The following is a 26,657-nucleotide window of genomic DNA, read 5'->3' on the forward strand; positions in this document are numbered from 1 at the left end:
GGTCAGGCAGTCGCCAGGCGGTAACCAACCCCGGTTTCGGTCAGCAGATGGCGCGGCTCGGCCGAGTCGCGTTCTATCTTGGCGCGCAGCTGGCCCATGTAGAGCCGCAGGTAGTGCGTGTGCTCGGTGAACTCGGGCCCCCAGACATCGGTCAGCAACTGCCGGTGCGTGACCACCCGGCCGGCGCTGCGCACCAGCCGCGCCAGCAACTTGTATTCGGTCGGCGTCAGGTGCACGGGCTGGCCGTCGCGCAGCACCACATGCGACTGCAGGTCGATGTGCAGGTCGTCCAGGGCATGCTCGGTCACCGCGGCGGCCAGGGCCGTGCCGCGATGCCGCAGCGCCACCCGGATGCGCGCCAGCAGTTCGCCGACGCTGAAGGGTTTGGTCAGGTAGTCATCGGCGCCGGCATCGAGCAGCAGGATCTTCTGCGCCTCCTGGTGGCGCGCCGACACCACGATGACGGGGATGGCCCTGTGCCTGCGCACCTCGCGCACCAGCTCGACCCCGTCGCCGTCGGGCAGGCCGAGATCAAGCACGATCACATCGGGCGGGTGGTGGCGGAACATGGCCCCTGCTTCGCTCAGTGACACGGCGGTCTGCACCTCGAAGCCCTCCACCGACAGCGACGACTGCATCAGCGCGCGTATTTCACGGTCGTCCTCGACCACCAGCACACGAAGCGTCATGGCCCCTCTCCCTGAGAGGGCTGCACCTCGATCGGCAGGGCCAGCGAAAAACTGCTGCCGCCGCCCTGGCGGCGCCTGAGCGTCAGGCGCCCGCCGTGCGCCTGGGCAATCGCGCGGCACACCGCCAGGCCCAACCCGGCGCCACGCGGGCCTGCCTGGTCGCCCCGGGCATAGGGTTCAAAAACGGTGGCCTGTTCGGCGTCGGGAATGCCCGCACCGCGGTCCTTCACAGAGACCACGAGCTCCCTGCCCTCGACGCTCACCGTCAGGTCAATCGCACCTTCGCTGTACTTGAGGGCGTTGTCGAGCAGGTTGCCGAGCAGCTGCGCGAGCAGTACCGGATCGGCCTTGACCAGCGGCAGCCCTTCGGGCACCCTGGACCGGATGCGGCGGCCCGGGTCGCGCTGGCGCACCCGCGCCAGCACCGCGCCGACAATTTCTTCCATGGACTCCCAGTCGCGCCTAAGCTCCTGCGCCGAACTGCCCAGGCGCACGAGTTGGAGGGTGTTCTCGGTCACCGCGGACAGGTAGGCGGCCTCGCCGGCAATGCTGCCCAGCAGGCGGTCCTGCTCGGCCGGGCTGAGCTTGTCGCGCTGGGTCTGCAATGACGAGGCTGCACCCACAATCGCGGCCAGCGGCGTGCGCAAGTCATGCGATATCGCCGCCAGAAAGGTGCTCTGCAATTGCTGCTGCTGCGCCTCGCCTTGCGCAGCGAGCATGGACGCGGTCAGGCGCAGGCGCCACACCGCCTGTGCCAGCAGCGAACACAGCGCCTGCGCATGCTGGCGGCCGTCTTCGTCCCTGGCCAGGGCCGGCTGCACACAGGCGGCCCCTGTCACACGGCCTTTTTCACCCAGAGGCAGGTACCAGGCATTCAGGCCCGGCCAGCGCCCGGTGCCAGGCCCCAGCAGCGCCGCGTCGGCCACGCATTGCCGCATGCCATCGCGCACCGAAGCATCCAGCCCCTCGGCGTGCTCCAGCTCGTTGTCGGCAGTTGTGAGCACCAGGAAGCAGGGTCCGGCAAAGGCGGCGTCGAGGGTCGCCCGACCCACCGTCAGCACTTCTTCCCGGGAGTTGGCCCTGGCAAGCGCCGCGGCCAGAGCCTGCAACTGGCGCGCGCGCTCCTCGTTGAGGCGGGCGAGCGCCGTCTCGCGGCGCAGGCCCGTGGCCAGCCGGCTGATGACCAGGGCAAGCACCAGCATGGTGGCCAGTGCAATCAGGTTCTCCCGGTTGTCAACCTCGAAGGTCCAGCGCGGCGGGATAAAAAAGAAATTCAGCGCCGTGACCGCCCCCACTGCGCACACCGTCGATTCGATCCAGCCCAGCCGATAGGCCGCAATCACCACCGCCAGCACGTACACCATGGCCAGGCTGGTCAGCGTCACATAACTGTCCAGCAAAAGCCCAACCGCTGTGGCCGCCGCCAGCAGCAAAACCACGGCGAGCCAGCTGCGGGCTGAAGGGCTCCCACTTTGCGATGTTCCCAGAGTATTCATGCTGAAGCCAGCGTACCACCTGCCGCATCAGGATCGCATCAGGATGGCGCCAGCCGCTGCGCAGGGGTGAGGTCGATATTCAGTTCACGACCAGCCAGGCTGCCCGCACGGCAATTCAGGAAAGAAAGAACTAAAAAGCATTCATATCCTGAGATCCTCATGCTGCTAGTGGATTACGATGGTCCGCACTGCCCTGCTTTCTGAACCGCCCGTCTGGAATCCTCATCGCCCTCACTTCCCTTCTGAGCCCCCTGCCGACCGGTGCAGGCCAGGTTTTGCGCAAACGTTCCCTTCTGCTGTTGGTTCCATGTTCCGTGTTGCCCTGGGGTCATGCCTGGGCTTTGTGCAACGGTGGGGTCACGGTGACGTCAACACTCACCATCAGCACAAGCTGTTCCAACGGCGGCGTCAAACCGCTGGGAATGGACACCGGCGCCAACCTGACAGTCAATGCCGGCGTGACTGTTTCCAACGACGCTGGCAGCGGAAGAAACGGGGATCCCATCTCGATTCTGGTGTCGGCCACCACGTCCAACCTGACCAACAACGGCACGATTTCCACTGGTCAGCAAATTGGCGTCATCGTCAACGGCACTCTCAACAGCCTGGTCAATACCGGCAGGATTTCGTCGAATGTCAGACGGGGCATTGTCATCAATGGCGTCACCGGCAAGATCGGTGTCCTGACCAACACCGGTGCCATTGTGGGTCCCTTTGCCGGCATCACCAACAACTCCGGCGGCCTTCTCCAGACCTTCAACAACCTGCAGGGCGCGGGCCATGCCAATGGCGCCGTCACCTACACGGGTGAGCTGCCCACCAGCTACAACATCATCATCAACAGCCCCGGCACCTACGGCAAACTCAGCGGCGCCGGTGTGACCGGCAGCATGGGTTTCGGCATCTACGGCACGTCCACCGTGGCCCTCGGGTCCTACACCGGGGTGTTGAGCGGGTTGACAGCCAGCAATCTCTCAGGCGCAACCTCCGGAAGCTTCGGCGGACTGAACTGGGTATTGAGCCTGGCGTCGGGAAGCACCACGCTCTGGGACCTCATTTTTTCTGCGGGCAGCGCCAACATGACTGCGGGCAACAGCTACACCCTGGCGAATGTGGGCGGCTCCGCCAACCCGGTGTTTGACGGCGGAACACTGACCTTGCTGGCCGGCGCCAACTCCACCCAGGCGTTTACGCTGAATGCGTCGGGCGGCACGTTCACCAGCCCCGGCAACGGCTCGGCCCAGCTCTCCGGGCCCGTTTCCGGCGTGGGCGGGTTGACCGTCAATGGCACAGGGACGCTGGTGCTGACCGGCAACAACAGCTACTCGGGCGGCACCACCGTCAGCTCGGGAACACTGACGGTCGGCGGCAGTTCGCCGCTGGGCACCGGGCCGGTTTTTGTGGCCGCTGCCGGCACCCTGATGGGCACCGGCACCATCCGCGGGCCACTCACGGTGGCAGGCACGCTGAAACCCGGCAACTCGCCGGGTTTCCTGGCGGTGAACGCCACGACCACGATGAACGCCGGCAGCACCTACCAGCAGGACATTGCAGGCACCGTGCAAGCCAGTGCGGCCAGCCCGGTGGGCGCGGCCGGTTACTACTCCTTCATGAATATCACGGGTGGGCAGTTCGTGATCCAGCCCAACGCCACCCTGAGGCCGCGTCTTTCGGGACTCTTCACCCCCGGCGAATCAGGTTACGGCAGCACGCCCTACACGCCGGTGCTTGGCGACCGGTTCCGCCTGGTGACAGCCGACGGCGGCATCTCCGGCCGCTTCAGCACCCTGACGCAGCCGGCAGAACTGGCTGCCGACACCCAGTTCGTGCAGTTCTACAACGTCGCCGGCAGCAAGAGCCTGGACCTGGCGGTGATCCCCACGTCGTACACCACCACCCTGGGCGCCCAGAACGGCAACACCCGCTCCGTGGCCGGCGCCCTGGACAGCATCGTGCGGGCCAACCAGGGCGGCTCGGCCACCAGCCTGCAGGATCAGCTGCTGTATGCCGCGTCGGGCCAGAGCGCCGCGAGCCTGCCTTCCTTCACACGTGCGCTGGCCGGCGAGGTCTATGGCGCAACCCTGGCCACCGTTCCCCGGACCACGCTGCGTCTGCAACAGGCGGTCATAACGCACCTGGCAGGCGCGAGTCCTTCCGCGATGGACAGCGCCTCCAGGCTGGCCAGCGGCACGCGCGGCGTACTGCTGGCCAGCGCGGGTGGCGACCAGAACCCCGGTATCCCCATCGGCCACGCTGCCGGCAGCACCAACAACGCAGCAACCGCGCAAGGCGCGGCCTGGGGCGAGATCGCCTACCAGCGCGGTCGCCGCCCCGGCGACGGCCAGGCCAGCGGCTTGAGCACCCGCCTGTACCAACTGGTGCTTGGCGCCGACACCCATGCCGCGCACGGCATCACGACAGGTGGAGGAATGGCGCTGTCAGCCACCGAGGTCAGCGCCGCTCAGGGACAAGGCACCGTGCAGCAAGGCGCCCTTTTCGCGTACGCCCGGCTGCCTGCCGGCGCCTGGGAAATCGACGCCATGGGCAGCGTGGGCCTGCACGCCGCAGACCCCACCCGCACGGACCCGACGGGTTTCACCGCGGGTCTGGGTGCCAAGGTGCGCGGCAGGGACGCCCTGCTCAGCGCGGGCGTGAGCCGACCCATGGAGGCAGAAGGCACCCGCTTCACGCCATATGCCCGCCTCAGCTGGCAACAGGTGCACCAGTCCTCGTTGAACGAAGGCCCCTCTGCGGCTGCACTGAACGTCAGCCGCTTTGACGGGCAGGGATTGCGCGCGGTGATCGGACTGACCGTCGCCTCCCGCACCATGGACCCCGTGAAAGACCAGAACACTTACCGCTTCAATGTCGCGGTCGGCGCCGATTCCCCGAAGCTGATCAACCCCGTGCTCGACGCCTCGCTGGCCGGCCTGCCGACCACCCTCCGCACACCGCGTGCCGGCTCCGGCTTTGTACAGGCCGGCTTCGAGGGTACGACCCGGCTTGCCCACCAGGCGTATGCCTATCTAGGCGTGTCGGGCGAGGCACGTCGCGGGTCGGTGCAAGGCAGTGTCAACGCCGGGGTGCGGCTGGAGTTCTGACCGGGTCATCTGCCCGCAGCGGCAATCAGCCGGCTATTGGAGACGATGCCGTTGCCGGCGGCTGATGTCAGGGTCGCGGCTTGAATCCGCAACCGGGGCATGCCCCGATCAGCGTGGGGACACAGCAGGGGCCTGCCTGTACCGCGCAGCTACCGAGGCCGGCCGCAAGCACATGGGCTGTGCTCCAGCGTCCAGATTGTCGCGCCGATACTCAGCAGCAATCTGACTTCGCCTTCGTAGTAAAGGCTCGTCTTGTCCAGGCGGTCGATCAGGGTTGCAAGATGGGAGACGGCATCTTCAGGCGAGGCCGCCCCGCCTATGCGCGCCATCTCGATGATCGCCAGCATCGCGTCAGTGCGGGTCATGCCGGGGAGCTTTCTGGGGAAATCGGCAGGATTGAGGTGTGTCATTCTTCTGGACGGATCAAGCAGGCGTTCACCGGCGCGCCTTGGGCGCAAGGCGTCGCAGGCCAGGTAAATTTTCTACAGAAGGGATCGCTGGAAATAGTGGCGAACCCGGCTCGGTTCACTGCCCACGGTATACACGGCCGCACGCAGCTCGCGTTCGGTGCACTTCAGTTCGGAGCGCCAGGCAAGCACAACGTGCGGATCGACCAGGCAAATACGGTCGATGGTGGTGGCTCCGGCAGAAAATGGATGGGTCATGAATACTCCCCTTTCAAGTGGGACATTTCATTGTGACCAATCGAAGCGCAGCAAGACAGCGCCTTGAAGCGTAACCGGCGTAAGGAATTGCGCCGTACCGTCCGGGTATCTTCCCCGACATGGCGGGGTGCAGGGCGGCTTCGGTGTCGTGCAGATGCCGCGTTTACGCACGCAAGCTTCCACATTTCCCTGAACACCGGCCCAAACGGGAAGGACGTGGCTATATTGCTGCCATGACCACTGCAAGCCGAAACCACGGCAACCTCATCAGCCGCATCCTCCGGCGCGGCCGGGAAGAACGCCTTGCCCAAGCGGCGGGTGGCCTCACCTTCACGATGGCGGTGTCCATGGTGCCGCTGCTGGCGGTGAGTTTTGCCCTGTTCGCGCGGACCCCTGCCTTGCGTTCGACCGGAGAAGCGATTCGCGAGCACCTGCTGCGCGGCCTGCTGCCGGCTGACATCGCCAGGACGGTTCTGAAACACCTGGCGCAGTTCGCGGGCAATGCCGGCGGTCTCACCCAGGTGGGCTTCGCGGTGCTGCTGGTGTCGGCCCTGAGCCTGCTCCTGAGCGTGGAGAACACGCTCAACCGGATATGGCGGGTGAAGAAGCCGCGCACGGTGCTGCGCCGGCTGGCCCTGTACCTTGCCATGCTGCTCACCGGCCCGGTGATCATCGGTGCGAGCCTGTGGGCCGCGTCCTATCTTCTGGCTGCCTCCAGCGGGCTGGTGGGAACACGACCGGCCTGGCTGCCGCATGCCCTGAACCTGGGACCGGTGGTTCTGAGTGTCGCCGGCTTCGCCTGCCTGTTCCGCTTTGTGCCGCATACCGTGGTGCGCTGGCGCGATGCAGTCGCGGGCGGCCTGCTGGCCGGCATGGCGTTTGAACTGGGCAAACACGGTTTCGCGATTTACCTCGCCAACGTGCCGACCTACCGCACGGTTTACGGCGCCTTCGCGCCTTTGCTGGCTTTCCTGGTGTGGGTGTATTACTCGTGGCTCGTCACCCTGGCCGCGGCGCTGGTCAGCGCCAACTTGCCGGGTGCCAAGGCGCCAACGGCACGGCGGCTGTCACGGGCATAGCCGGCCCGGCCAACCGGCCAGGCCGGACAACAGGCGAAGGCGACACTATGTTCCGAGCATGTCCACGGCCATATCCAGCAAGGCCTTCAGTCTCGCTAGGCGTCGCAGGTCGCGGTGATACCCCACCCACACATCGCGGCCGGGTGGCGCTTCGCCCAGGTCCAGCAACTTGAGGCCGGGGGTCGCGTCGCCCAGGGGGCGGGGAAGCACGGCCAAACCGATGCCGGCAGCGCACATCCGCGCCTGAGCCTCGCGATTGTTGCTGCCGAATACCGTGTGGGCGTGCGGCAGCACACGCTGCAGCCAGGTGACGTCCGGCAAGCCGCCGAAGGCGGTATCCATGGTCACCAGCGCAAGGCCCCGGCCCTGAGCGTTGCGCGGAATCCTGGCACCGCGCGCCGCGTACAGGCCATAGGGCATGTGCATCAGCTTGCGTTGCACGATGTCCGCCTCCTCAAACGGCCGGATGCGAAACACCATGTCAGCCTCTCTTCGTGACAGGCTGAAGAGGCGGGCGTCCGTGATGAGTTCAATCGTGACCCCGGGATGCTTTTTGCTGAAGCTCGCGAAGACAGGCGTCAACATGTGGACACCGAACCAGTCCGACGAGGAAATCCGTATCAAGCCCTCCAGGCCGGCATCGCGTCCTGACAGTTTCCTCTCAAGTCCCAGCACTTCCTCCTCGATACGCTCCGCGTGGACCAGCATCACGGCCCCTTCGGGCGTCAACACAAAACCTTCCTGGGTCCGCTGAAACAGGGCATCGCCCACCGCCGCCTCCAGGGTCTTCAGCCTGCGCCCCATGGTGGGCTGCGTCTGGCCAATGCGCTTGGCTGCACCCGCGAGCGTACCGGCGCGTGCGATCGCCAGAAAGATCTTGAGGTCACTCCATTCCATGCGGCACTATACAAAATTGCATGAACAAATGTCAAAGTTGTTGTTTGCAATTCATTGCTGCACGTACCAATATTCGCTCCTGGCCTGCCCATTGCGCAGTCCATTCATTTGCTCATCAACTTGTTTACTCATTCAGGAGTGCGACCATGACAACGACCATGCAGGCTCTGGTACTCGAAACCCACCAGGCGCCCTTCAAACTGACAGAGATTGCCAAGCCTCTGGCTGGCCCCGGCGAGGTGCTGGTGCGGATCATGGCCAGCGGCGTCAACCCGCTGGACACGAAGATTCGTTCGGGCAACGCGGCGCATGCCCGGCACCCCCTGCCGGCGGTCCTGGGAATGGATCTGGCCGGCACGGTCGAGGCGGTCGGCGCCGGTGTGACGGCGTTCAGGGTGGGCGACGAGGTGTACGGACTGACGGGAGGCGTGGGCGGCCTGCAGGGATCGCTCGCGGAATACGCAGCGGTTGACGCCAGGCTGCTCGCAAAAAAACCCCACAACCTGACCATGCGCGAGGCAGCCGCCCTCCCGCTCAGTGTGATCACGGCGTGGGAAGGGCTTGTCGACAGGGCCCAGGTCCAGCCTGGCCAGACGGTTCTGGTTCAAGGCGGTGCCGGTGGTGTCGGGCACGTCGTCGTTCAGCTGGCGGTAGCCAAAGGCGCCGAGGTTTTCGCTACCGGAGCGGCAGCCCAGAAAGAAGTGATCGAAGTCTATGGGGCCGTGGCGATCGACTATGAAAAAACCGGGCCGGCGGACTATCTGGCCCTGCACACGGCCGGACAGGGTTTCGACGTGGTGTACGACACCGTCGGCGGCCCGGTGCTGGACGCGTCTTTCGAAGTCGTGCGCATGTACGGCGGGCATGTGGTGAGCTGCCTGGGATGGGGCACCCACAAACTGGCTCCGCTTTCTTTCCGCGCGGGCACCTACTCCGGCGTATTCACGCTGATACCGATGATCACCGGGCAAGGCCGGGCCCACCATGGCCGGATTCTGGCCGAAGCGACGGCCCTGGTGGAGGCCGGCAAGCTCGTGCCGCGGCTGGACCCGCATCGTTTCGGGTTAGCCACCGCTGGCGAGGCGCACGCGCTGGTGGCGTCCGGGCGTCCAGCGGGCAAGGTGGTGATTGAGGTTCAGTCTGCCTGAGGGGGAAAAGCAGGCTGTCACAGCCCGGCCGAGGCCGCTCTCGGCTTGCCTGCATCGGGTTCGAAGAAGGACCAGCGCAGACCCGGAAAACGGACCTGCATCCGCTCTTCCACGTCGTCGATGGCCGCAACCAGCGCCTCGGCGCTGGGCATCGCGACCATTTTTGCCTTGACCGCGACGGCGACCTCGTCACCCAGCTGGAAAGTGATCAGGTTGACGATGCGCTCCACCTCCGGCTGGGCGGCGACGAACTCGGTGATGGCTGTGCGCATCTCGGGCGATGCGGACTCGCCGGTGATGAGGCTTTTGACCTCGATGGTGACGGCGAACGAGACGCCGATCAGCAGCAACCCGACAGCGATCGAGCCCAGGGCATCAAAAATCGGGTTTCCCGTGAGGGCGGTCAGCAACAGCGCGACAAAAGCCAGGCTCAGGCCGGCGAGGGCCGCGATGTCCTCACCGGCAATCACCAGCAGTTCAGATTGCCGCGTCTCGCGAAACCAGCGCCACAGGCTCTTGTCGCCGCGTTCCGGCGCCAGAGCCTGCAAGGCGCCGCGCAGGCTCACGGCTTCAAGGGCCATGGCCACCAGCAGCACGCCCAGGGAGGGCAGCAGGTACTTGACGGGCTCCGGGTGCAGCAGCGCCCGGCTCCCGTGCCAGACCGAAAACAGGCCGCCGATACTGAACAGCAGGACGCCGACCATCATGGACCAGAAGTAGACGACGCGGCCGTAACCCATGGGGTGGTCGGGCGTCGGTGCCTGCTTCGCCTGCCTCATGCCGACCAGCAACAGGACCTGGTTGGCGCAATCTGCAAAGCTGTGCAGGGCCTCGGCCAGCATCGCCCCGCTGCCGGTGAAGAAGGCAGCCACGGCCTTGGCCAGCGCAATGCCGCCGTTGGCGCCCAGCGCATAGAGAACGGCCTTGAGTGAGCCGGCGTTTTTGGGCATGTGATTTTTCCTGTGAAGCGGCGCCTTGCAGGCATGGAGCCCGGCGTCAACGTTCGAGGATAACAAGACCGGCTACCCGGCGTGAGCCGCCCGCGGAGTCGCGCACGGAATGGCCAGGCGGCTGCGGGCGCATACCCGGCGTCACGCCGGAACTTCAAGCCTTTCAGGCCTGCAGCCCTTTCCCGTCAAGCGCGGACAGCTATCGAATAAATAGCAAAGCGTCGATGGTTTCAGCGCGCCAGGTAGCCGCCGTCAACCGGATAGTAGGAACCGGTCACAAAAGAAGCCTTGTCCGAAGACAACCAGGCCACCAGTTCGGCCACTTCCTCGGCGCGGCCCAGGCGCCCTATCGGATGGGCGCCGACCAGCATGGCGTTGATGGCGGGGTCTTCTTCCAGGCCGCTGATCATGGGGGTGTGGATGAAACCCGGCCCGACGGCGTTGACACGCACGCCGTGTGCGCTGTATTCGAGCGCGGCCGCTTTGGTCAGCCCCAGCACGCCGTGTTTGGCGGCGGTGTAGGCCGGGGCGCCGGCAAAACCGACGGCGCCGAGGATGGAGGCCACGTTGATGATGGAGCCCCCACCGGTCTTGAGCATGGCGGCAATCTGGTACTTCATGCCGTAGAACACACCCGACAGGTTGATGTTGATGACCTGGGCCCAGCCGTCCAGCGGGTAGTCGGCGGTGGGGGCCTGCGGGCCGCCTATGCCGGCGTTGTTGCAGGCGATGTCGAGCCGGCCGTGCAGCGCCAGGGTGCGCGCCACCAGCGCCTCGCCGTCCTGGGGCTTGCCGACGTCGGCCGCCACAAACACGGCGTCACCGCCCAGCGCCCGCACCAGCGAGGCGGTTTCCTCGCCGGCCTGTTCGTTGATGTCCGACACCACCACCCGGGCACGCTCACGCGCCCAGACCAGCGCAATGGCGCGGCCAATGCCCGACGACGCACCGGTCACGAGTGCTACCTTGTTTTTCAGCATGTGTTTTTCCTTCAAGTGTTGCGCGGCCCGGTGCCGCTTCCCTGCAGCCCGACAACCCGGACGCTGCGCCCGGTGAAACTGCGTCGTTCATTGTGAGCCGATCAGGGTCGGAAGGCTTGATTTAAAACAAGCTGGAGAAATGGGCGGCGGCGCCGGCGGCGCCACATAAGCCTTAATGCGCGCCGGCCGCCGCGTCCAGTCCGCCGGTCACGGCCTTTTGCGGATGGGTGAGCCAGACCAGCGGAATCAGGGCCAGGAAAAGCATGGACGAGATCCAGAAGATGTCGTTGGCGGCCAGCATGAAGGCCTGCTGGTCCACCAGCCGGTTGATCTGCGCCAGGGCCTGTTCGGTCGTCATGCCCGACGCGGTGAGCCCCGACAGCGCCGCCTGCGCCGCGGTGCTGCCGGCATTGACGGTTTCCGCCAGTTGCGCGTGGTGCAGCGCGGCACGGCTTTCCCACAGCGTGGTGGCGATCGAGGTGCCCATGGCGCCGGCCGTGATACGCACGAAGTTGGTCAGGCCCGAGGCCGCCGGCATGCGGTCCGGCGACAGGCCGGACATGGTGATGGTCATCAGCGGAATGAAGAAGAAGGCCATCGCCACGCCCTGGATAAGGGTCGGGATCAAAATCGTTCCGAAGTCGGCCTGGGTGTTGAAGTTCGAGCGCATCCACAGCACCAGCCCGAACACCATGAAGGCGAAGGTGGCATAACGGCGCGGGTCCACCCGGCCCACGGTTTTCCCCACCACCGGCGAGAGCACCAGCGCCAGCAGGCCCACCGGCGCCATGATCATGCCGGCGTCGGTGGCGGTGTAGCCCATGAACTGCTGCAGCCACAGCGGCAGCAGCACCACGTTGCCGAAAAAGAGACCATAAGCCACCGAGGTGGTGATGGTGCCGGCCCAGAAATTGCGGCGTGCAAACAGGCGCAACTCGACCACCGGGTGCTCGTCGGTCAGTTCCCAGATCAGGAAGAAGGCAAAACCCACGGCGGCCGTCACCGCCAGCCCGATGATCAGCGGCGAGTGGAACCAGTCGTTTTCCTTGCCCAGGTCCAGCATGATCTGCAGCGCGCCTATCCAGAGCACCAGCAGCGCCAGCCCCACGGTGTCAATCGGCAGCTTGCGGGTGACGCTTTCGCGCTTGTGGTACAGCGCCCACGAGGCCAGCGCCGCAGCAATGCCGACGGGAATGTTGATGTAGAAGATCCAGGGCCAGGAGATGTTGTCGGTGATCCAGCCGCCCAGCAGTGGCCCCATGACGGGCGCGACCAGCGTGGTCATGGCCCACATGGCCATCGCCAGCCCCGCCAGCGCGCGCGGGTAACTGGCCAGCAGCAGCGACTGCGACAGCGGAATCATGGGCCCGGCGACAAACCCCTGCAGCGCGCGAAAGGCGATCAGCGTGGTCATGTTGGGCGCCAGGCCGCACAGCCACGAGGCAATGACAAACAGGATGACGCTGCCGACAAACAGGCGCACCTGGCCAAAACGCTGCGACAGCCAGCCGGTCAGCGGGACGGCAATCGCGTTGGCGACGGCGAAGCTGGTGATGACCCAGGTGCCCTGGTTCGGGCTGACCCCCAGGTCACCGGCGATGGCGGGCAGCGAGACGTTGGCGATCGAGGTGTCCAGCACGTTCATGAAGGTGGCGGCGGACAGGGCAATCGTGCCCCAGGTCCGCGCGGACCCCGTGAGCGGCTCGTGCGCTACATGCGTGGCGGCGCTGGCCATGCTCAGTGCGCGATGGCGGCTGCAGGCGCCGCGGCCAGGGCCGGCGCGGCGCTCACCGGGGCGTCCGCCGCCGGCTTGCCTGCGGCGGCGCGGCTGCGGCCGATGTTGGCGGCAATCACCCGGCGCACCTCTGCGTTGGCGCCGCTGTCCAGCGAGGCATAGACCTGGGTCTGGGAAGTGGCAGCCGTGCGCGGTGCGTCGGCCAGCATCTTGCCGTCCTTGTTGCTGATGTCGATCTCGGCGTCCATGGACAGGCCCACGCGCAGCGGGCTGGCGGCAAGCTGCTGTTGGTCAAGCGCGATGCGCACCGGCACACGCTGAACCACCTTGATCCAGTTGCCGGTGGCGTTTTGGGCAGGCAGCAGCGCAAAGGCGGCGCCCGTGCCCACGCCGAGTCCGGCCACTGAGCCCTTGTATTCCACTTTCTTGCCGTACAGGTCAGCGGTCAGTTTGACGGGCTGGCCGATGCGGATGTTGCGCAGCTGCACTTCCTTGAAGTTGGCGTCGACCCAGACCTGCTTGAGCGGAATGATGGACATCATGGGTGTGCCGGCGGCCACGCGCTGGCCCAGTTGCACCGTGCGTTTGGCCACATAACCATCGACCGGCGCGGGCATGGCGGCGCGCTGCGTGGCGAGCCAGGCCTCGCGCACCTTGGCGGCGGCCAGTTGCACGCTGGGGTGCTGCTCGACGCTGGTGCCTTCGGTCAGCGCCTGGTTGCTGGTGAGCTGTTCACGCGCGGCCAGCACACCGGCCTGGGCCGCAGCCAGGGTGCTTTTGGCGTTGGCCAGCTGCGTCTGGGCGTGGTTGAGCTCTTCGCGCGACACTGCACCGTTGCCACTCAAGGCCTGGCGCCGGTTCAGGTCGTCGTTAGCGCGCGCGATCTCGCTTTGCGCGCGGGCGACGTCCGACTGGCGCAAGGTGATCTGCGCGGCGAGCGAACCGTTGTTGGCGTACAGCGTGCGCACCTGGCGCACGGCCTGCGCCAGCGCGGCCTCGGCCTGCTCCAGCGCGACCTTCGCATCGGCCGGATCGAGCTGCACCAGCGGTTGGCCGGCTTTCACAAAATCGGTGTCGTCGGCCATGATGGCCATGACGGTGCCGCCGATCTGCGGCGTGATCTGGATCACGTTGCCCTGCACGTAGGCGTTGTCGGTGGATTCATAGTGGCTGGCCACCAGGAATTCGTAGGCGGCCCAGCCCAGGCCGGCCACCACGACGACGCTGGCCAGCGCGGTCAGCGCTTTCCTGCGGGTCGCATGGCCCGCAGGACGGAAGGACGAGGCACTCGCCGGCGCCGGGACGGCGGCCGCTGCAGGCGAAAGCTGGGGTTGAGGCTGGTTTTGATCTGCGTTCATGTTGTTGCTCTTGAAAAGAATCGGCGATGCGGGATGTCGGTGCGGGACCTGGTTCAGCGGATGGCAACGGCCGTGGCGGGCGCGGCATAACCGCCACCCAGTGCGCGCGCCAGGCCCACCTGGGTGTCGAGCGCGCGCGCGGCCAGATCCACCGCCAGGCGGCGCTGGTTCAGCACGCTGCTCTCCGCCGTCAGCACATGCAGGTAGTTGCCCAGACCGGCCTTGTAACGCTGCACGGCAATCTCATAGGCGCCCTCGGCGGCCTCCTGCGCGGCGCGCTGCTCGGTCTGCTGGCGCGTGATGGACTGGGATGAGGCCACCTGGTCGGCGACGTCACGCACGGCATCGATCACGGCGGCGTTGTAACTTTCGACGGCACCATCGAGGTCGGCGGTCTTGCCGCGCAGGTTGGCGCGCAGGCGGCCGGCGTCAAAAATCGGCAGGCGCAGCGCCGGGCCGACGCCCCACTGCTGGCTGCCCGCCTCGAACAGGCGCCCCAGGCCGATGCTGGAAAAGCCGGCGAAGGCGACCAGGTTGACGTTGGGGTAGAACTGGGTTTTGGCGTTGGCCACGTCCCTGGAGGCGGCCTCGACACGCCAGCGCGCCGCGGCGATGTCAGCCCGGCGGCCCAGCAGGTCGGCCGGCAGTTGTGCCGGCATTGCTACTTTTTTTATAGCTGGCAGCGCAGACGGAACAAGGGCCAGAGCCCCATCGGGCTGCCCAATCAGCGCGCCCAGCGCGTTGCGGCCCAGCGCCAGCTGCTCCTGCAGGGTTTCGATCTGCAGGCGCGCCTCGGGCAGACCGCCTTCGCTCTGGCGCAGCTCGAGCTGGGTGTCCAGCCCGGCGTTGACGCGGTCCTGCACCAGTGCCAGGGTTTCCTGGCGCTGTGCCAGCGTGCGGCGTGCCACCGTCAATTGCGCCTGGGTACGCGCGAGCTGGAAATAGCTGCGCGCCACATGGCTGGCAAGCAACACGCGGGCAGCGTCGGCGTCGGCCTGGGCGGCGCGGGCACTGCCCAGGGCGGCTTCGAGGGCGGAGCTGTATTTGCCGAAAAAGTCGATCTCCCAGCTGGCGCTGAGCTGGGCCATGCCGCTTTCGCGGATGGAGCCAGCCAGAGGCGGCGGCACGGCGCCGTTGGCGCTGTACTTCTGGCGCGTCAGGTCGAGCTGGCCATTGAGCTGCGGCAAGGTGGCCGCATCGGCCACCTCGGTCACGGCCTGCGCGCGTGCCAGCCGCGCCTGAGCCAGCTTCAGGCTGGGGTTGTTCTGCAGCGCCTGCGCGACCAGGGCATTGAGTTGCTCGTCGCCGAAGTCGCGCCACCATTCGGTCGCCACGCCGGCCGGTGCGGCAATGGCGGACGTGGCAGGCGCAACAGGTGCGGCGGCCAGCCCCAGCGTGGAGGCATCACGCAGGCTGGCCTGCGGGTGGATGCCGGACATGTCGGCGCAACCGCTGAGGCCGGTCGCCATCAGCCCGGCGGCAATCAGGCCGGCCGCGCTGACCACGGCCATGCGAAACGAGGCTTGCCATACCGGCAGCGGGTTCGGGGCAGACGCAGCGCGCTCCTCGAGCGTATTGAGTTTATCTGTCATTTTTTTCAGCCGATGCATGCAGGGTTTGGGCGGTGTCGAGAATGCGGCGCAGGTAACCCTTGAGGGTTTCCCACTCTTCCTTGGTGAACCCGGCCAGACACTCGTTCTGGATGTTGCTGAGCACGACGGGAATGGCCTTGGCGGCCTCGCCGCCCTCTTCCGTCAGCTCCAGGTTGACGACCCGGCGGTCTTCGCTGGACCGCACGCGGCGGCACAGGCCCTTGGCTTCAAGACGGTCGAGCAGGCGTGTCATGGCGCCGGCGTCAAGGTCGCAGGTGCGGGCGAGTTCGGCCACAGAGCTGGCCTGTCCCTGCTGCAACTTCAGGAGCGGGACCCATTGGGCATTGGTCAGGCCATTGGGCTCCATGCGGCGTTCAACTTCCTGCGCCAGGTGGTTGACGATGCGGCGCATCAGGTAGCCCACACTTTCCTGCGCGAGGTAACCCTGCGCACGGTAAAACGATGCTGGCGCAGCCGCTGTTGGTGCAGGAATGTTGTCGGATTTCATAGCTTCAAATATTACATGCCTAGACAAATAATGTCAAGGCTTTGTTTGTGCAGGCAGCTTATTGAGGCTTTATTGACTAAACTACCCGCATGGCTACTTCCCCTCCTTCTGACGCGCCCAAGGGCTCGCCGCGCTCCCTCTCCGGCCTGCTGCCCTTTTTGCGTCCTTACCGCGGCCGCATTGGCCTGGCCATCTTTTTTTTGGTGATGGCGGCGGTCGCCACGCTGGTGTTTCCGCTGGCCTTGCGCGGCCTGATCGACGGCGGCCTGGGCGCGGGCGACAAAGGCGCGCAGCTGATGGCACTGCGTACCCATTTCTTCGAGCTGTTTGCAGTGGCGGCAGCGCTGGGCCTGTTTTCGGCCGGCCGCTTCTACATGGTCAGCTGGCTGGGAGAACGCGTCACGGCCGACCTGCGCAACGCGGTTTATGCCCACGTGGTGCGGCAAAGCCCGGAGTTTTTTGAAACCACGCAGACCGGCGAAGTGCTCTCGCGCCTGACCGGCGACACCACGCTGGTGCAGACGGTGGTGGGCTCGTCGCTCAGCATGGGCCTGCGCAACGCCGTGATGGGCATAGGTGCGCTGGGCATGCTGGTGGTGACCAACCCCTACCTGATGGTGCAGGTGCTGGGCGGGCTGGTGCTGATCGTCGTGCCCTCGGCCTGGTTCGGCCGGCGCGTGCGCAAGCTTTCGCGCGCCAGCCAGGACCGGGTGGCCGACTCCAGCGCGATTGCGGCCGAGGTGCTCAATGCCATCCCGGTGGTGCAAAGCTACACCGCCGAAGCACGCGAGGCCGCACGGTTTGACCAGTCCACCACCGACGCGTTCAACACCGCCGTGCGCCGCACCGCCGCACGTTCGGTGCTGGTGGCCTTCATCATCATCGCCACCTCGGCGGCGCTGCTGTGGGGCCTGTACAGCGGCACGCAGGCGGTGATGCGCGGCGACATCACGGCCGGCCACCTGGGCCAGACGGTGGTGTACGTGATCATCCTGGCCAGCGCCACCGCGGTGCTGGGCGAGGTGTATGGCGACCTGCTGCGCGCCGCCGGCGCCACCGAGCGGCTGATGGAGCTGCTGGAAACCCGCTCCCCCGTGACATCACCATCAAATCCGGTGCCAGCCCCCGTGGTGCGGGCGGGAAGTGCTATCAAATTCGAAGCAGTGAATTTTCACTATCCGTCGCGCCCCTTGCAGGCGGCGCTGAGCGACTTCTCGCTGAACGTGGCGCCCGGCGAAACCGTGGCCATCGTGGGACCCAGCGGCGCGGGCAAAAGCACGGTGTTCCAGCTGCTGCTGCGTTTTTACGACCCGGCCTCGGGCCGCATCGAGCTCGACGGCGTGGCCACCCGTGACCTGGCGCTGCATGACCTGCGCCAGCGCATCGGCATCGTTCCGCAGGACGCGGTGATTTTCTCGACCAGCGCGCTGGAAAACATCCGCTACGGCAAACCCGGCGCGAGTGACAACGAAGTCCGGGCGGCGGCGCAGGCGGCCTTTGCGCACGAGTTCATCATGGCGCTGCCGCAAGCGTATGACACCTTTCTGGGCGAACGCGGCGTGCGCCTGTCGGGCGGGCAACGTCAGCGCATTGCGATTGCACGCGCCATGCTCAAGAACCCGCCGCTGCTGCTGCTGGACGAAGCCACCAGTGCCCTCGATGCAGAAAGCGAACGCATGGTGCAGGCCGCGCTGGAGTCGGCCATGCAGGGCCGCACCACGCTGGTGGTGGCGCACCGCCTGGCCACCGTGCAGAAGGCTGACCGCATCCTGGTGCTGGACCACGGCCGCCTGGTGGAGCAAGGCACGCACGCTGAGCTGGTGAGCCGCGGCGGGATCTATGCGCGACTGGCCGCGCTCCAGTTCAACGCCTGAGGCCGTGCATTTCCCCGGGGGCCTGGCGCAGATGGCCTGCGCTGCGGAACCAGGGCTTTCAAACCGAGAATCTCAGTTATGCGCTTTATGCATAACAACCCATCAACCCGGCCTTGGACAGTTGGACACGGCGAGCCTAAGCTCTGCGCATTGATCTTCCACCAGGAGTTTTTCATGTCGCAAGCTTCCAGCCCCGCCGCCCCCCCCGGCGCCCCCGCCCTGTTGCACCCCCTGCCCTCCTATCTGCAGGCCGACAAGCTCGGCCCCTGGGGCAATTACCTGCAACAGGTCGACCGCGTGATTCCGCACCTGGGCAGCCTGGCGCGCTGGGCCGAGACGCTCAAGCGTCCCAAGCGCATCCTGATTGTGGATGTGCCCATCCACATGGACGACGGCACGGTGGCGCATTTTGAAGGTTACCGCGTGCAGCATAACGTCTCGCGCGGTCCGGGCAAGGGCGGCGTGCGTTTTCACCAGGACGTGACGCTGTCGGAAGTGATGGCGCTGTCGGCCTGGATGTCGATCAAGAACGCCGCGGTCAACGTACCCTACGGCGGCGCCAAGGGCGGCATCCGCGTGGACCCGAAGAAACTCTCGCACGGCGAACTCGAGCGCATGACGCGCCGCTACACCAGCGAGATCGGCATCATCATCGGCCCGAACAAGGACATTCCGGCGCCCGACGTCAACACCAACGAGCAGATCATGGCGTGGATGATGGACACCTACTCGATGAACACCGGCTCGACGGCCACCGGCGTGGTCACCGGCAAGCCGGTGGACCTGGGCGGCTCGCTGGGCCGGCGCGAAGCCACCGGCCGCGGCGTGTTCACCGTGGGCGCGGAAGCCGCCAGACACATCGGCCTGGACATCGCGACCGCCCGCGTGGCGGTGCAGGGTTTTGGCAATGTGGGCGGCGTGGCCGGCAAGCTGTTTGCCGAAGCCGGCGCACGCATTGTGGCCGTGCAGGACCATGGCGGAACGATTTACCGTGAAGCCGGGCTTGATGTGCCTTCCCTGCTCAAACACGTGGCCGAGACCGGCAGCGTGGGCGGGTTCGCCGGCGCCGAAACCCTGGCCGATGACAAGTTCTGGGAGGTCGACTGCGAGATCCTGATCCCGGCCGCGCTGGAGCAGCAGATCACCAGAGACAACGCCGGGCGTATCAAGGCGCGCATGATCATCGAAGGCGCCAATGGGCCCACCACCCCCGAAGCCGACGACATCCTGCAGGAACGCAATGTGCTGGTGCTGCCCGACGTGATTGCCAACGCCGGCGGCGTGACCGTCAGCTACTTCGAATGGGTGCAGGATTTCTCGAGCTTCTTCTGGGACGAAGCCGAAATCAACGCCCGCCTGGTGCGCATCATGAAGGAGGCCTTCGCCGGCGTCTGGCAGGTGGCGCAGGACCACAAGGTCAGCCTGCGCACGGCGACCTTCATCGTGGCCTGCAAACGCATTCTGCACACGCGTGAATTGCGGGGTTTGTACCCCTGATCGAACGGGCCTTTGAGCCCTGACGGTTACAGTACCGAATGCTCGCCTGTCGCCGTCCCATCACTGCACTCGTTCTGGGTGCCTTGCTCGCAAGTCTTGCCGCCTGGGTCGGGCCGCTACTCGATGCGCCGGCGATTGCACGCTGGACAGTCCAGACCTATGAGGAAAATCATTTCCGCGCCGCGTATGCGCTGGTGGCCATCCGCCACCTGCCGGTGTTCCTGCTCGCGGTTGCCGCGGGCAATGGGATCTTCCGCGTACTCAGGAACCCGTCGCCCGGCCTGCTGACGGCCTGTGCCCTGCCCTGGCTGCTTTATGTCGTGGTGACCGGCGTGGTGGAATCCGTCGCCGTCGGCGACGGCCCGTTCAGCTGGGTGATTTACGAGCCGGCCTATTTCATCTGGCCGCATTTCATCGCCGTTCCGGCCGGACTTTATGCTTCCAGCCGAATGGTGAAGCGACGCCGCCGCTCACAGGAAATACGAGCAGGGTTGCCGAGCGCGCGATGACGCGGGCTTTACTGCAGCGTTTCCTTGAGCGCCGCGGGCAGGGGTAAAGGCATCACGTCGATGCCCTCTTCCAGCAACTCGACCGCTTCGGCCCGGCTGGCCTGTCCGCGGATGCTGCGCTGCTCGGCGTCGCCGTAAAACATGGCGCGCGCCTCGTCGGCGAACCGTTCACCCACGTCTTCGGTGTTGGCCATCACGTGGCGCAGGGCCTTCAGGAACTCGGCCTGCACGGCCGGGCTGCCGCCGGCGGCCATCACCTCATGCGACGGACTGCCGGCCGGCGCGGCCGCTGGCACCGACAGTTCGCGGGAAGCTCCTGCCGGCGCCGCGGCCGCGGTCCCCAGATTGAGCCGCGGGGCACTGGGCATTTTCCGCACGGCCGGGTCGGCGCACAGCGGACAGCTCACCAGACCGCGTGCCAGCTGGCTCTGAAAATCATCTTCCGACGCAAACCAGCCTTCAAAGGCATGCTGGTGCGAACACTGGAGGTTGAGGACTTTCATGGGGCGATTATCGGCCTGACGCCCAGTGCGCCGCAGTCTGCCAGTCCAAAGTCCATGCACCGGACAGCACGTTCTGCAGCCACAAGGCACCGGTCAATGTCTTGCCGTCGGTGACACGGCCGTCGCGGCACCACTGCAGCAGTTCGACCGGCGCGGCCGTGAACACGTCGAGAAACTCGCCCGCGTCGAGCTTGCGCGCCCCGAGGGTCAGGTCTCTGGCGAACCAGATGTCGATGAACTCGGTCGAGTAGGAGATCACCGGATGCATCACACCGGCGTGGGCCCAGGAAGCCGCGCTGTAACCGGTCTCCTCGCGCAACTCGCGTTGCGCACAGGCCAGCGGTTGCTCGCCGGCATCGAGTTTGCCGGCCGGAAACTCCAGCATCACGGCCTGCACCGGGTAGCGGTATTGGCGCTCCAGCACCAGGCGGCCGTCATCGAGCTGGGCAATGATCATTACCGCGCCCGGATGGCGCACATATTCACGCGACGCTTCGCGCCCGTCCGGCAGGCGGACCGTGTCGCGAAAAGCGTGGAGGAAATGGCCGTGCAACAGCTCCTGGCTGTGGACCTTGTGCTCGATCAGATGGCTGTCAGCCGGATCATTCGGCTCGGCGGGATGCTCAGGCATGTCGGAGGACCGGACGGACGCCGCGTTTCAACGATGTTTGAACAGGTAACGAAACACGAAGCCCGGAAAGGCAAAGGTGATGAACAGGGTGGCAGTGATCGCGTAGAACTCCCAGCCTTGCGGCGCAATCTGTCCGGCGCGCTGTTCCAGCAGCAGCGCGATACCACCCACCGCGAAGTACCAGAACACCATCTCGCCAAAACGCACCGCCAGGTTCTTGGGGTTCTTCAGCCGGTACACCAGCAGCACGCGGTTGCTGATGAAAGGCAGGTTGGCGGCCAGCAGCGCCAGCGCCACCACCAGCCATACCGAGACAGTCTGGTTCATGCCCCGAGGGACTTCACAACGCTGGCAATCGCCTGCTGGCAAAGCGTCATCAGGCCGCCGGGCATGACGCCCAGCAGCAGCACCAGCGCGCCGTTGACCGACAGCACCACGCGGGCATCGGCCGAGGCCACGATGGCCGTGGGCATGCCGACGTTGGGCGCATCAAAATACATCACCTTGACGACACGCAGGTAATAAAAGGCGCCCACCAGCGACATCAACACCGCAAACACCGCCAGCACGATGTAGCTGGTCTGCTGCGACGCCACCAGCGCCTGCAGCACCCCGAGTTTGGCGTAGAAACCAACCACAGGCGGCACACCGGCCAGCGAGAACATGCTGATGGCCATGACGCCGGCAAACAGGGGACTGCGCTGATTCAGCCCGGCCAGGTCGGCGATTTCCTCGGACTCGTGGCCAGCGCGCGCGAGCAGCAGGATGATGCCGAACACCGCGAGTGTGGTCAGCACATAGGTGACAACGTAGAACATGGCCGCGCCGTAGGCGTACTCGGCATTGAGCGGCCTGCCGGGAACCACAGCGGCCAGCAGCGCCAGCAGCAGGAAACCCATTTGCGAGATGGTGGAGAACGCCAGCATGCGCTTGAGGTTGGTCTGTGCCACCGCCGCGAGATTTCCCACCAGCAGCGAACCGATTGCCATCAGCGCCAGCATCTGCTGCCAGTCGATGGCCAGCGGCAGCAGGCCCTGCACCAGCAGGCGGATGCAGATGGCAAAGGCGGCAAACTGCGGTGCCGCACCAATCAGCAGCGTGATGGCCGTGGGCGCTCCCTGGTACACGTCGGGCAGCCACATGTGAAACGGCACGGCACCGAGCTTGAAAGCCAGGCCCGCCACGATGAACACCAGGCCGAACACCAGCACCTGGTGGTTTACCTGGCGGCTGGCAATGGCCCGGTAAACCTCATTGACGTCCAGCGAGCCGGTGGCCCCGTACATCATGGACAGGCCGTAAAGCAGGAAGCCCGAGGCCATGGCACTGAGTACAAAGTATTTCATCGCGGCCTCGGTCGCCGTTGCATTGTCGCGGCGCAGCGCCACCAGGGCGTAGCTGGAGAGCGTCATCAGTTCCAGGCCCATGTAGAGCACCAGGAAGTTGTTGCCGGAGACCATCACGAAAATGCCGAGCAGCGCAAACAGGCCCAGCGTGAACAGCTCGCCGCCGCGCAGCATGTCGCGGTCTGCCGCATATCCACGGCCATACACCAGGGTGACCATCATCGCGATCGAGGCGAAACACTTGAGCCAGTTGCCCATGGGGTCGCTCACCACCATGTTGCCGAAGCCGTAAAACGTGTTGCCCTTGACGGCGTAAACGGCCTCCAGTGCAGCCACGGCAGCCAGCGTCAGCAGGGTCAGCACATATGTCAGGGTACGCTGCGGGCTTTTCACACCGAGGTCGACCAGCGCGATCACGCAGGCCATGACCAGGAGCACGATTTCCGGGTACACCGATAGCCAACTGAGTTTGTCAATCATCTGGATTCTTTGAAAGGGTTGCTTATTGCAGTTTGGAAGCCGCGACGTGTTTGAGCAGGTCGATGACCGAGCTGTCCATCACATCGGTGAAGGGCTTGGGATAGACACCCATGAACAACACGGCAATGGCGAGCAGGGCCAGCATCAGGAATTCGCGGCTGTTGATGTCGGACAGGCCTTTGACGTCGTCGTTGGCGACCGGTCCAAGGTAGACGCGCTTGAACATCCACAGGGTGTAGGCCGCGCCGAAAATCAGCGCCGACGCCGCCGCCGCGCCAATCCAGAAGTTGAACTTGACCGCGCCCAGGATCACCATCCATTCGCCGACAAATCCGGCCGTGGCGGGCAGCCCGCAGTTGGCCATCGCAAACAGCAGCGCAAAGGCCGTGAACTTGGGCATGGTGTTGACCACGCCGCCGTAGCTGGCGATCTCGCGCGAATGCACGCGGTCGTACAACACGCCAATACACAGGAACATGGCGGCGGAGACAAAGCCGTGCGCAATCATCTGCACAATGCCACCGGACACGCCAATGTCGTTGAAGATGAAAAAACCCAGAGTGACAAAACCCATGTGCGCCACCGACGAATATGCCACCAGCTTTTTCATGTCCCGCTGGACCATGGCCACCAGGCCGACGTAAATCACGGCGATCAGCGACAGGGCAATCATGAGGCCAGCCCATTCACGCGCAGCGTCGGGCGCAATCGGCAGCGAAAACCGCAGGAAACCATAAGCGCCAAGCTTGAGCATGATGGCTGCCAGCACCGCCGAGCCGCCGGTAGGTGCCTCGACGTGCACGTCGGGCAACCAGGTGTGAACCGGCCACATCGGCACCTTCACGGCAAACGCCGCCAGGAAAGCGAAGAACAGCAAGGTCTGCGCGGTGGCGCCCAAAGGCAGCTTGTACCAGACAGCGAGGTCAAAACTGCCACCCGATTTGACGTACAGGAAGATCAGCGCGATCAACATGAGCAATGAGCCAAGCAGCGTGTACAGAAAAAACTTGAAGGCGGCGTAAATCTTCCTTGGCCCACCCCAGACGCCGATGATCAGATACATCGGGATCAGCGTGGCTTCAAAGAACACGTAAAACAGCATGCCGTCGAGCGCTGCGAACACACCAATCATCAGGCCGCTGAGGATCAGGAAGGCGGCCATGTACTGGTTGACGCGGGTGGTGATCGACTCCCAGCTGGCAATGACAACCACGACGTTGATGAAAGCCGTCAGCAACACAAACCACAGGGAGATGCCGTCCACGCCAAGGTGGTAGTTGACGTTGAAACGCTCAATCCACGAGCCCTTCTCGACAAACTGCATGGCCGAGGTTCCGATTTCGAAACCGCCGTAGAGGGGAAGGGTCACAAGGAAACTGACGACGGCACCGATCAGGGCGATCCAGCGCACGCTGCGCGCCTGATCGTCACGTCCGAGGGCCAGCAGGATGACGCCGAAAAAGATCGGCGTCCAGATGGCAAGGCTCAACAATCCCATTTTTATTCTTCTCCTAGTACGCTGGTTACGCTTATTTGCCGAGCAGGTTCTTGATCAGGGGCCAGGTCGAGAAATAGCTGACCAGGATGAAGATACCGACGATCATGGCCAGCGCGTAGTGGTAGATGTAGCCGGTCTGCACCTTGCGCACCACACCCGAGACCCAGCCGACCAGCTTCCAGGAGCCGTTGACCAGCGCGCCGTCGATCAGCTTCTCATCGCCGCCCTTCCACAGGCCAACGCCCAGGGCGCGTGCACCACGTGCAAGAACGTTCTCATTGAACCAGTCCATGTAGTACTTGTTCTCGAGCAGCGTGTAAAGGGGCTCGACACGGCGCTTGATGGCCGCCGGCAGGGCCGGGTTGACCATGTACATGTAATACGCCATGGCCACACCGGCAAGTGCCAGCCAGAACGGTGCGGTCTTGAGTCCATGCAGGGCCATTTGCGCCGGGCCATGGAACATTTCCGCGAGTTCGGCCATGGCCGGGTGCTTCTCGGCGTTGACGATGATGGCGTCTTTCAGGAAGTCGCCAAACAGCATGGCGTCAATGCTCATGAAACCGATCACCACAGAAGGGATGGCGAGTAGAACCAGCGGTGCGGTCACCACCCAGGGCGACTCGTGCGGTGCGTGCGATCCGTGATGCGCGTCATCACCATGGTGGCCGTCATGGTGCGCATCGGGGTTCTGGTCAAACCGTTCCTTGCCGTGGAACACCAGGAAATACATGCGGAAGGAATAAAAGGCCGTCACGAACACGCCGGCGAGCACCGCAAAATAGGCAAACCCCGCGCCGGGCAAATGGCTTGCATGCACTGCCTCGATGATGCTGTCCTTGGAGTAGAAACCGGCAAACAGCGGCGTACCGATCAGGGCCAGCGAACCAAGCAGCGCGGTGATCCAGGTGATGGGCATGTACTTGCGCAACCCGCCCATCCAGCGAATGTCCTGGTTGTGGTGCACACCCATGATGACGGAGCCCGCCGCCAGGAACAGCAGCGCCTTGAAAAAGGCGTGGGTCATCAGGTGGAAGACGGCCACCGAGTAGGCCGAGGCGCCCAGCGCCACCGTCATGTAGCCGAGTTGCGACAGGGTGGAATAGGCCACCACGCGCTTGATGTCGTTCTGGATGATGCCCAGAAAACCCATGAACAGCGCCGTGATGGCGCCTATCACCATGATGAAGCTCAGCGCGGTATCGCTCAGCTCGAACAGCGGCGACATGCGGGCCACCATGAAGATGCCGGCCGTGACCATGGTGGCGGCGTGGATCAGCGCGGAAATCGGCGTCGGGCCTTCCATGGAATCCGGCAGCCAGACATGCAGCGGGAACTGGGCCGACTTGCCCATGGCACCGATGAACAGGCAGATGCAGATCACGGTGATCAGCATCCAGTCGGTGCCAGGGAACCCGAGCTTGGCGATGTCGCCCGACTTGGCGAACACCTCGGAGTAATTGAGCGTGCCGGCATAGGCTGCCAGCAGGCCGATGCCGAGGATGAACCCGAAATCGCCGACGCGGTTGACCAGGAAGGCCTTCATGTTGGCGAAGATGGCGGTCGGCTTGTTGAACCAGAATCCGATCAGGAGGTAAGACACCAGGCCCACGGCCTCCCAGCCGAAGAACAGCTGCAGCAGGTTGTTGCTCATCACCAGCATCAGCATGGAGAAGGTGAACAGCGAGATGTAGGCGAAGAAGCGGTTGTAGCCTTCGTCTTCTTCCATGTAGCCGATGGTGTAGATGTGCACCATCAGCGAGACAAAGGTCACGACACACATCATCATGGCCGTCAGGCCGTCCACGAGGAAGCCGATTTCCATCTTCAGGCCGCCAACGACCATCCAGGTGTAAAGCGTTTCATTGAAACGCGCACCGTCGATCGCGACACTCTTGAGTGTCATGGCCGAGACGATGAAGGCCACCAGCACGCCGACGATGGTCAGCGTGTGCGACAGGCGCCGGCCTATCCAGTTGCCCCCGAAGGTGGTGCCGAAAATGCCGGCCAGCAAGGCGCCAGCCAGGGGTGCCAGAGGAACAGCCAGCAGGGTTGAAGCGTTGAGGGTGGATGCCATATCAGAGTACTTTCGCCAGGCGAGTTGCGCAGGCAAACAAGGAA

Annotated in this window: 23 protein-coding genes; 6 read left to right on the forward strand and 17 right to left on the reverse strand. The window is 65.0% G+C overall.

The window, feature by feature from the left end; genetic code table 11:
• Positions 1–2 precede the first annotated feature (2 nt).
• Both PSV26_RS14840 and PSV26_RS14845 read right to left on the reverse strand, forming a co-directional pair.
• Positions 3–689, reverse strand: a complete 687-nt coding sequence (locus PSV26_RS14840) for a response regulator (RefSeq protein WP_300571824.1) — start codon at positions 687–689, stop codon at positions 3–5.
• Positions 686–2,185, reverse strand: coding sequence for a DUF4118 domain-containing protein (locus PSV26_RS14845; RefSeq protein WP_300571826.1), 1,500 nt, complete (start codon positions 2,183–2,185; stop codon positions 686–688). The genes PSV26_RS14840 and PSV26_RS14845 overlap by 4 nt, the downstream gene beginning before the upstream one ends.
• Before the next feature lie 362 nt (positions 2,186–2,547).
• Here PSV26_RS14845 and PSV26_RS14850 point away from each other — a divergent pair, with 362 nt between their 5' ends.
• Positions 2,548–5,286 carry an autotransporter domain-containing protein gene (locus tag PSV26_RS14850; RefSeq protein WP_300571828.1) on the forward strand — a complete coding sequence of 913 codons (2,739 nt, stop codon included), beginning with the start codon at positions 2,548–2,550 and terminating at the stop codon, positions 5,284–5,286.
• 149 nt (positions 5,287–5,435) lie between these two features.
• Here PSV26_RS14850 and PSV26_RS14855 read toward each other — a convergent pair whose 3' ends face one another.
• Entirely contained in the window at positions 5,436–5,651 is a 216-nt protein-coding gene (locus PSV26_RS14855; RefSeq protein ID WP_300571830.1) for a hypothetical protein, read from the reverse strand.
• 117 nt (positions 5,652–5,768) lie between these two features.
• A complete protein-coding gene (locus PSV26_RS14860) occupies positions 5,769–5,951 on the reverse strand; it encodes a DUF3606 domain-containing protein (RefSeq protein ID WP_300571832.1) in 183 nt (60 codons plus the stop codon).
• A gap of 233 nt (positions 5,952–6,184) precedes the next feature.
• Between PSV26_RS14860 and PSV26_RS14865 the strand changes: the two genes are divergently transcribed.
• Complete coding sequence (locus PSV26_RS14865; protein ID WP_300571834.1) at positions 6,185–7,030, forward strand: YhjD/YihY/BrkB family envelope integrity protein; 846 nt, start codon at positions 6,185–6,187, stop codon at positions 7,028–7,030.
• A 45-nt stretch (positions 7,031–7,075) separates the two neighbouring features.
• On the opposite strand, the gene PSV26_RS14870 is transcribed toward PSV26_RS14865, so the two are convergent.
• Complete coding sequence (locus PSV26_RS14870; protein WP_300571836.1) at positions 7,076–7,927, reverse strand: LysR family transcriptional regulator; 852 nt, start codon at positions 7,925–7,927, stop codon at positions 7,076–7,078.
• Positions 7,928–8,073: 146 nt separating this feature from the next.
• On the opposite strand from PSV26_RS14870, the gene PSV26_RS14875 reads away from it, so the two are divergent.
• Complete coding sequence (locus PSV26_RS14875; RefSeq protein ID WP_300571838.1) at positions 8,074–9,075, forward strand: zinc-dependent alcohol dehydrogenase family protein; 1,002 nt, start codon at positions 8,074–8,076, stop codon at positions 9,073–9,075.
• 17 nt (positions 9,076–9,092) lie between these two features.
• Here PSV26_RS14875 and PSV26_RS14880 read toward each other — a convergent pair whose 3' ends face one another.
• The 6 genes from PSV26_RS14880 to PSV26_RS14905 form a co-directional block, all read right to left on the reverse strand.
• On the reverse strand, positions 9,093–10,025 hold the full coding sequence (locus PSV26_RS14880) for a cation diffusion facilitator family transporter (protein ID WP_300571840.1): 933 nt from the start codon (positions 10,023–10,025) through the stop codon (positions 9,093–9,095).
• A 230-nt stretch (positions 10,026–10,255) separates the two neighbouring features.
• Positions 10,256–11,005, reverse strand: a complete 750-nt coding sequence (locus PSV26_RS14885) for an SDR family oxidoreductase (RefSeq protein WP_300518472.1) — start codon at positions 11,003–11,005, stop codon at positions 10,256–10,258.
• Between the two features lie 172 nt (positions 11,006–11,177).
• Positions 11,178–12,740, reverse strand: a complete 1,563-nt coding sequence (locus PSV26_RS14890) for a DHA2 family efflux MFS transporter permease subunit (protein ID WP_300571842.1) — start codon at positions 12,738–12,740, stop codon at positions 11,178–11,180.
• 2 nt (positions 12,741–12,742) lie between these two features.
• Complete coding sequence (locus tag PSV26_RS14895) at positions 12,743–14,098, reverse strand: efflux RND transporter periplasmic adaptor subunit (RefSeq protein WP_300571844.1); 1,356 nt, start codon at positions 14,096–14,098, stop codon at positions 12,743–12,745.
• Positions 14,099–14,151: 53 nt separating this feature from the next.
• Positions 14,152–15,609: an efflux transporter outer membrane subunit gene (locus PSV26_RS14900; protein WP_300571917.1), complete on the reverse strand. Its 1,458-nt coding sequence runs from the start codon at positions 15,607–15,609 to the stop codon at positions 14,152–14,154.
• Between the two features lie 70 nt (positions 15,610–15,679).
• Positions 15,680–16,198 (reverse strand): MarR family transcriptional regulator, encoded by a 519-nt coding sequence (locus PSV26_RS14905; RefSeq protein ID WP_300571846.1) that lies wholly within the window; start codon positions 16,196–16,198, stop codon positions 15,680–15,682.
• 89 nt (positions 16,199–16,287) lie between these two features.
• On the opposite strand from PSV26_RS14905, the gene PSV26_RS14910 reads away from it, so the two are divergent.
• The 3 genes from PSV26_RS14910 to PSV26_RS14920 all read left to right on the forward strand — a co-directional run bounded on the left by PSV26_RS14910 (position 16,288) and on the right by PSV26_RS14920 (position 20,078).
• Complete coding sequence (locus PSV26_RS14910; protein WP_300518461.1) at positions 16,288–18,072, forward strand: ABC transporter transmembrane domain-containing protein; 1,785 nt, start codon at positions 16,288–16,290, stop codon at positions 18,070–18,072.
• A 174-nt stretch (positions 18,073–18,246) separates the two neighbouring features.
• Positions 18,247–19,569 carry a Glu/Leu/Phe/Val dehydrogenase gene (locus PSV26_RS14915; protein ID WP_300571848.1) on the forward strand — a complete coding sequence of 441 codons (1,323 nt, stop codon included), beginning with the start codon at positions 18,247–18,249 and terminating at the stop codon, positions 19,567–19,569.
• Between the two features lie 83 nt (positions 19,570–19,652).
• Positions 19,653–20,078 (forward strand): hypothetical protein, encoded by a 426-nt coding sequence (locus PSV26_RS14920; RefSeq protein ID WP_300571850.1) that lies wholly within the window; start codon positions 19,653–19,655, stop codon positions 20,076–20,078.
• Positions 20,079–20,086: 8 nt separating this feature from the next.
• Here PSV26_RS14920 and PSV26_RS14925 read toward each other — a convergent pair whose 3' ends face one another.
• From PSV26_RS14925 to nuoL, 6 genes are read right to left on the reverse strand one after another with little or no spacing between them, the layout of a single operon-like run.
• On the reverse strand, positions 20,087–20,581 hold the full coding sequence (locus tag PSV26_RS14925) for a DUF1178 family protein (protein ID WP_300571852.1): 495 nt from the start codon (positions 20,579–20,581) through the stop codon (positions 20,087–20,089).
• Between the two features lie 7 nt (positions 20,582–20,588).
• Positions 20,589–21,212: an NUDIX hydrolase gene (locus tag PSV26_RS14930; RefSeq protein WP_300571854.1), complete on the reverse strand. Its 624-nt coding sequence runs from the start codon at positions 21,210–21,212 to the stop codon at positions 20,589–20,591.
• A 27-nt stretch (positions 21,213–21,239) separates the two neighbouring features.
• On the reverse strand, positions 21,240–21,539 hold the full coding sequence (locus tag PSV26_RS14935; RefSeq protein ID WP_300518451.1) for a DUF2818 family protein: 300 nt from the start codon (positions 21,537–21,539) through the stop codon (positions 21,240–21,242).
• The gene (nuoN, locus tag PSV26_RS14940; RefSeq protein WP_300571856.1) at positions 21,536–23,038 is read right to left on the reverse strand and encodes an NADH-quinone oxidoreductase subunit NuoN; all 1,503 of its coding nucleotides are present in this window, start codon (positions 23,036–23,038) and stop codon (positions 21,536–21,538) included. The genes PSV26_RS14935 and nuoN overlap by 4 nt, the downstream gene beginning before the upstream one ends.
• A gap of 22 nt (positions 23,039–23,060) precedes the next feature.
• Positions 23,061–24,536, reverse strand: a complete 1,476-nt coding sequence (locus PSV26_RS14945) for an NADH-quinone oxidoreductase subunit M (RefSeq protein ID WP_300518447.1) — start codon at positions 24,534–24,536, stop codon at positions 23,061–23,063.
• A 31-nt stretch (positions 24,537–24,567) separates the two neighbouring features.
• Positions 24,568–26,613, reverse strand: a complete 2,046-nt coding sequence (gene nuoL / locus PSV26_RS14950; RefSeq protein WP_300518444.1) for an NADH-quinone oxidoreductase subunit L — start codon at positions 26,611–26,613, stop codon at positions 24,568–24,570.
• Between the last annotated feature and the right edge of the window lie 44 nt (positions 26,614–26,657).

The sequence above is a fragment of the Polaromonas sp. genome (assembly GCF_029945685.1).
Taxonomy (GTDB): Bacteria; Pseudomonadota; Gammaproteobacteria; order Burkholderiales; family Burkholderiaceae_C; genus Polaromonas.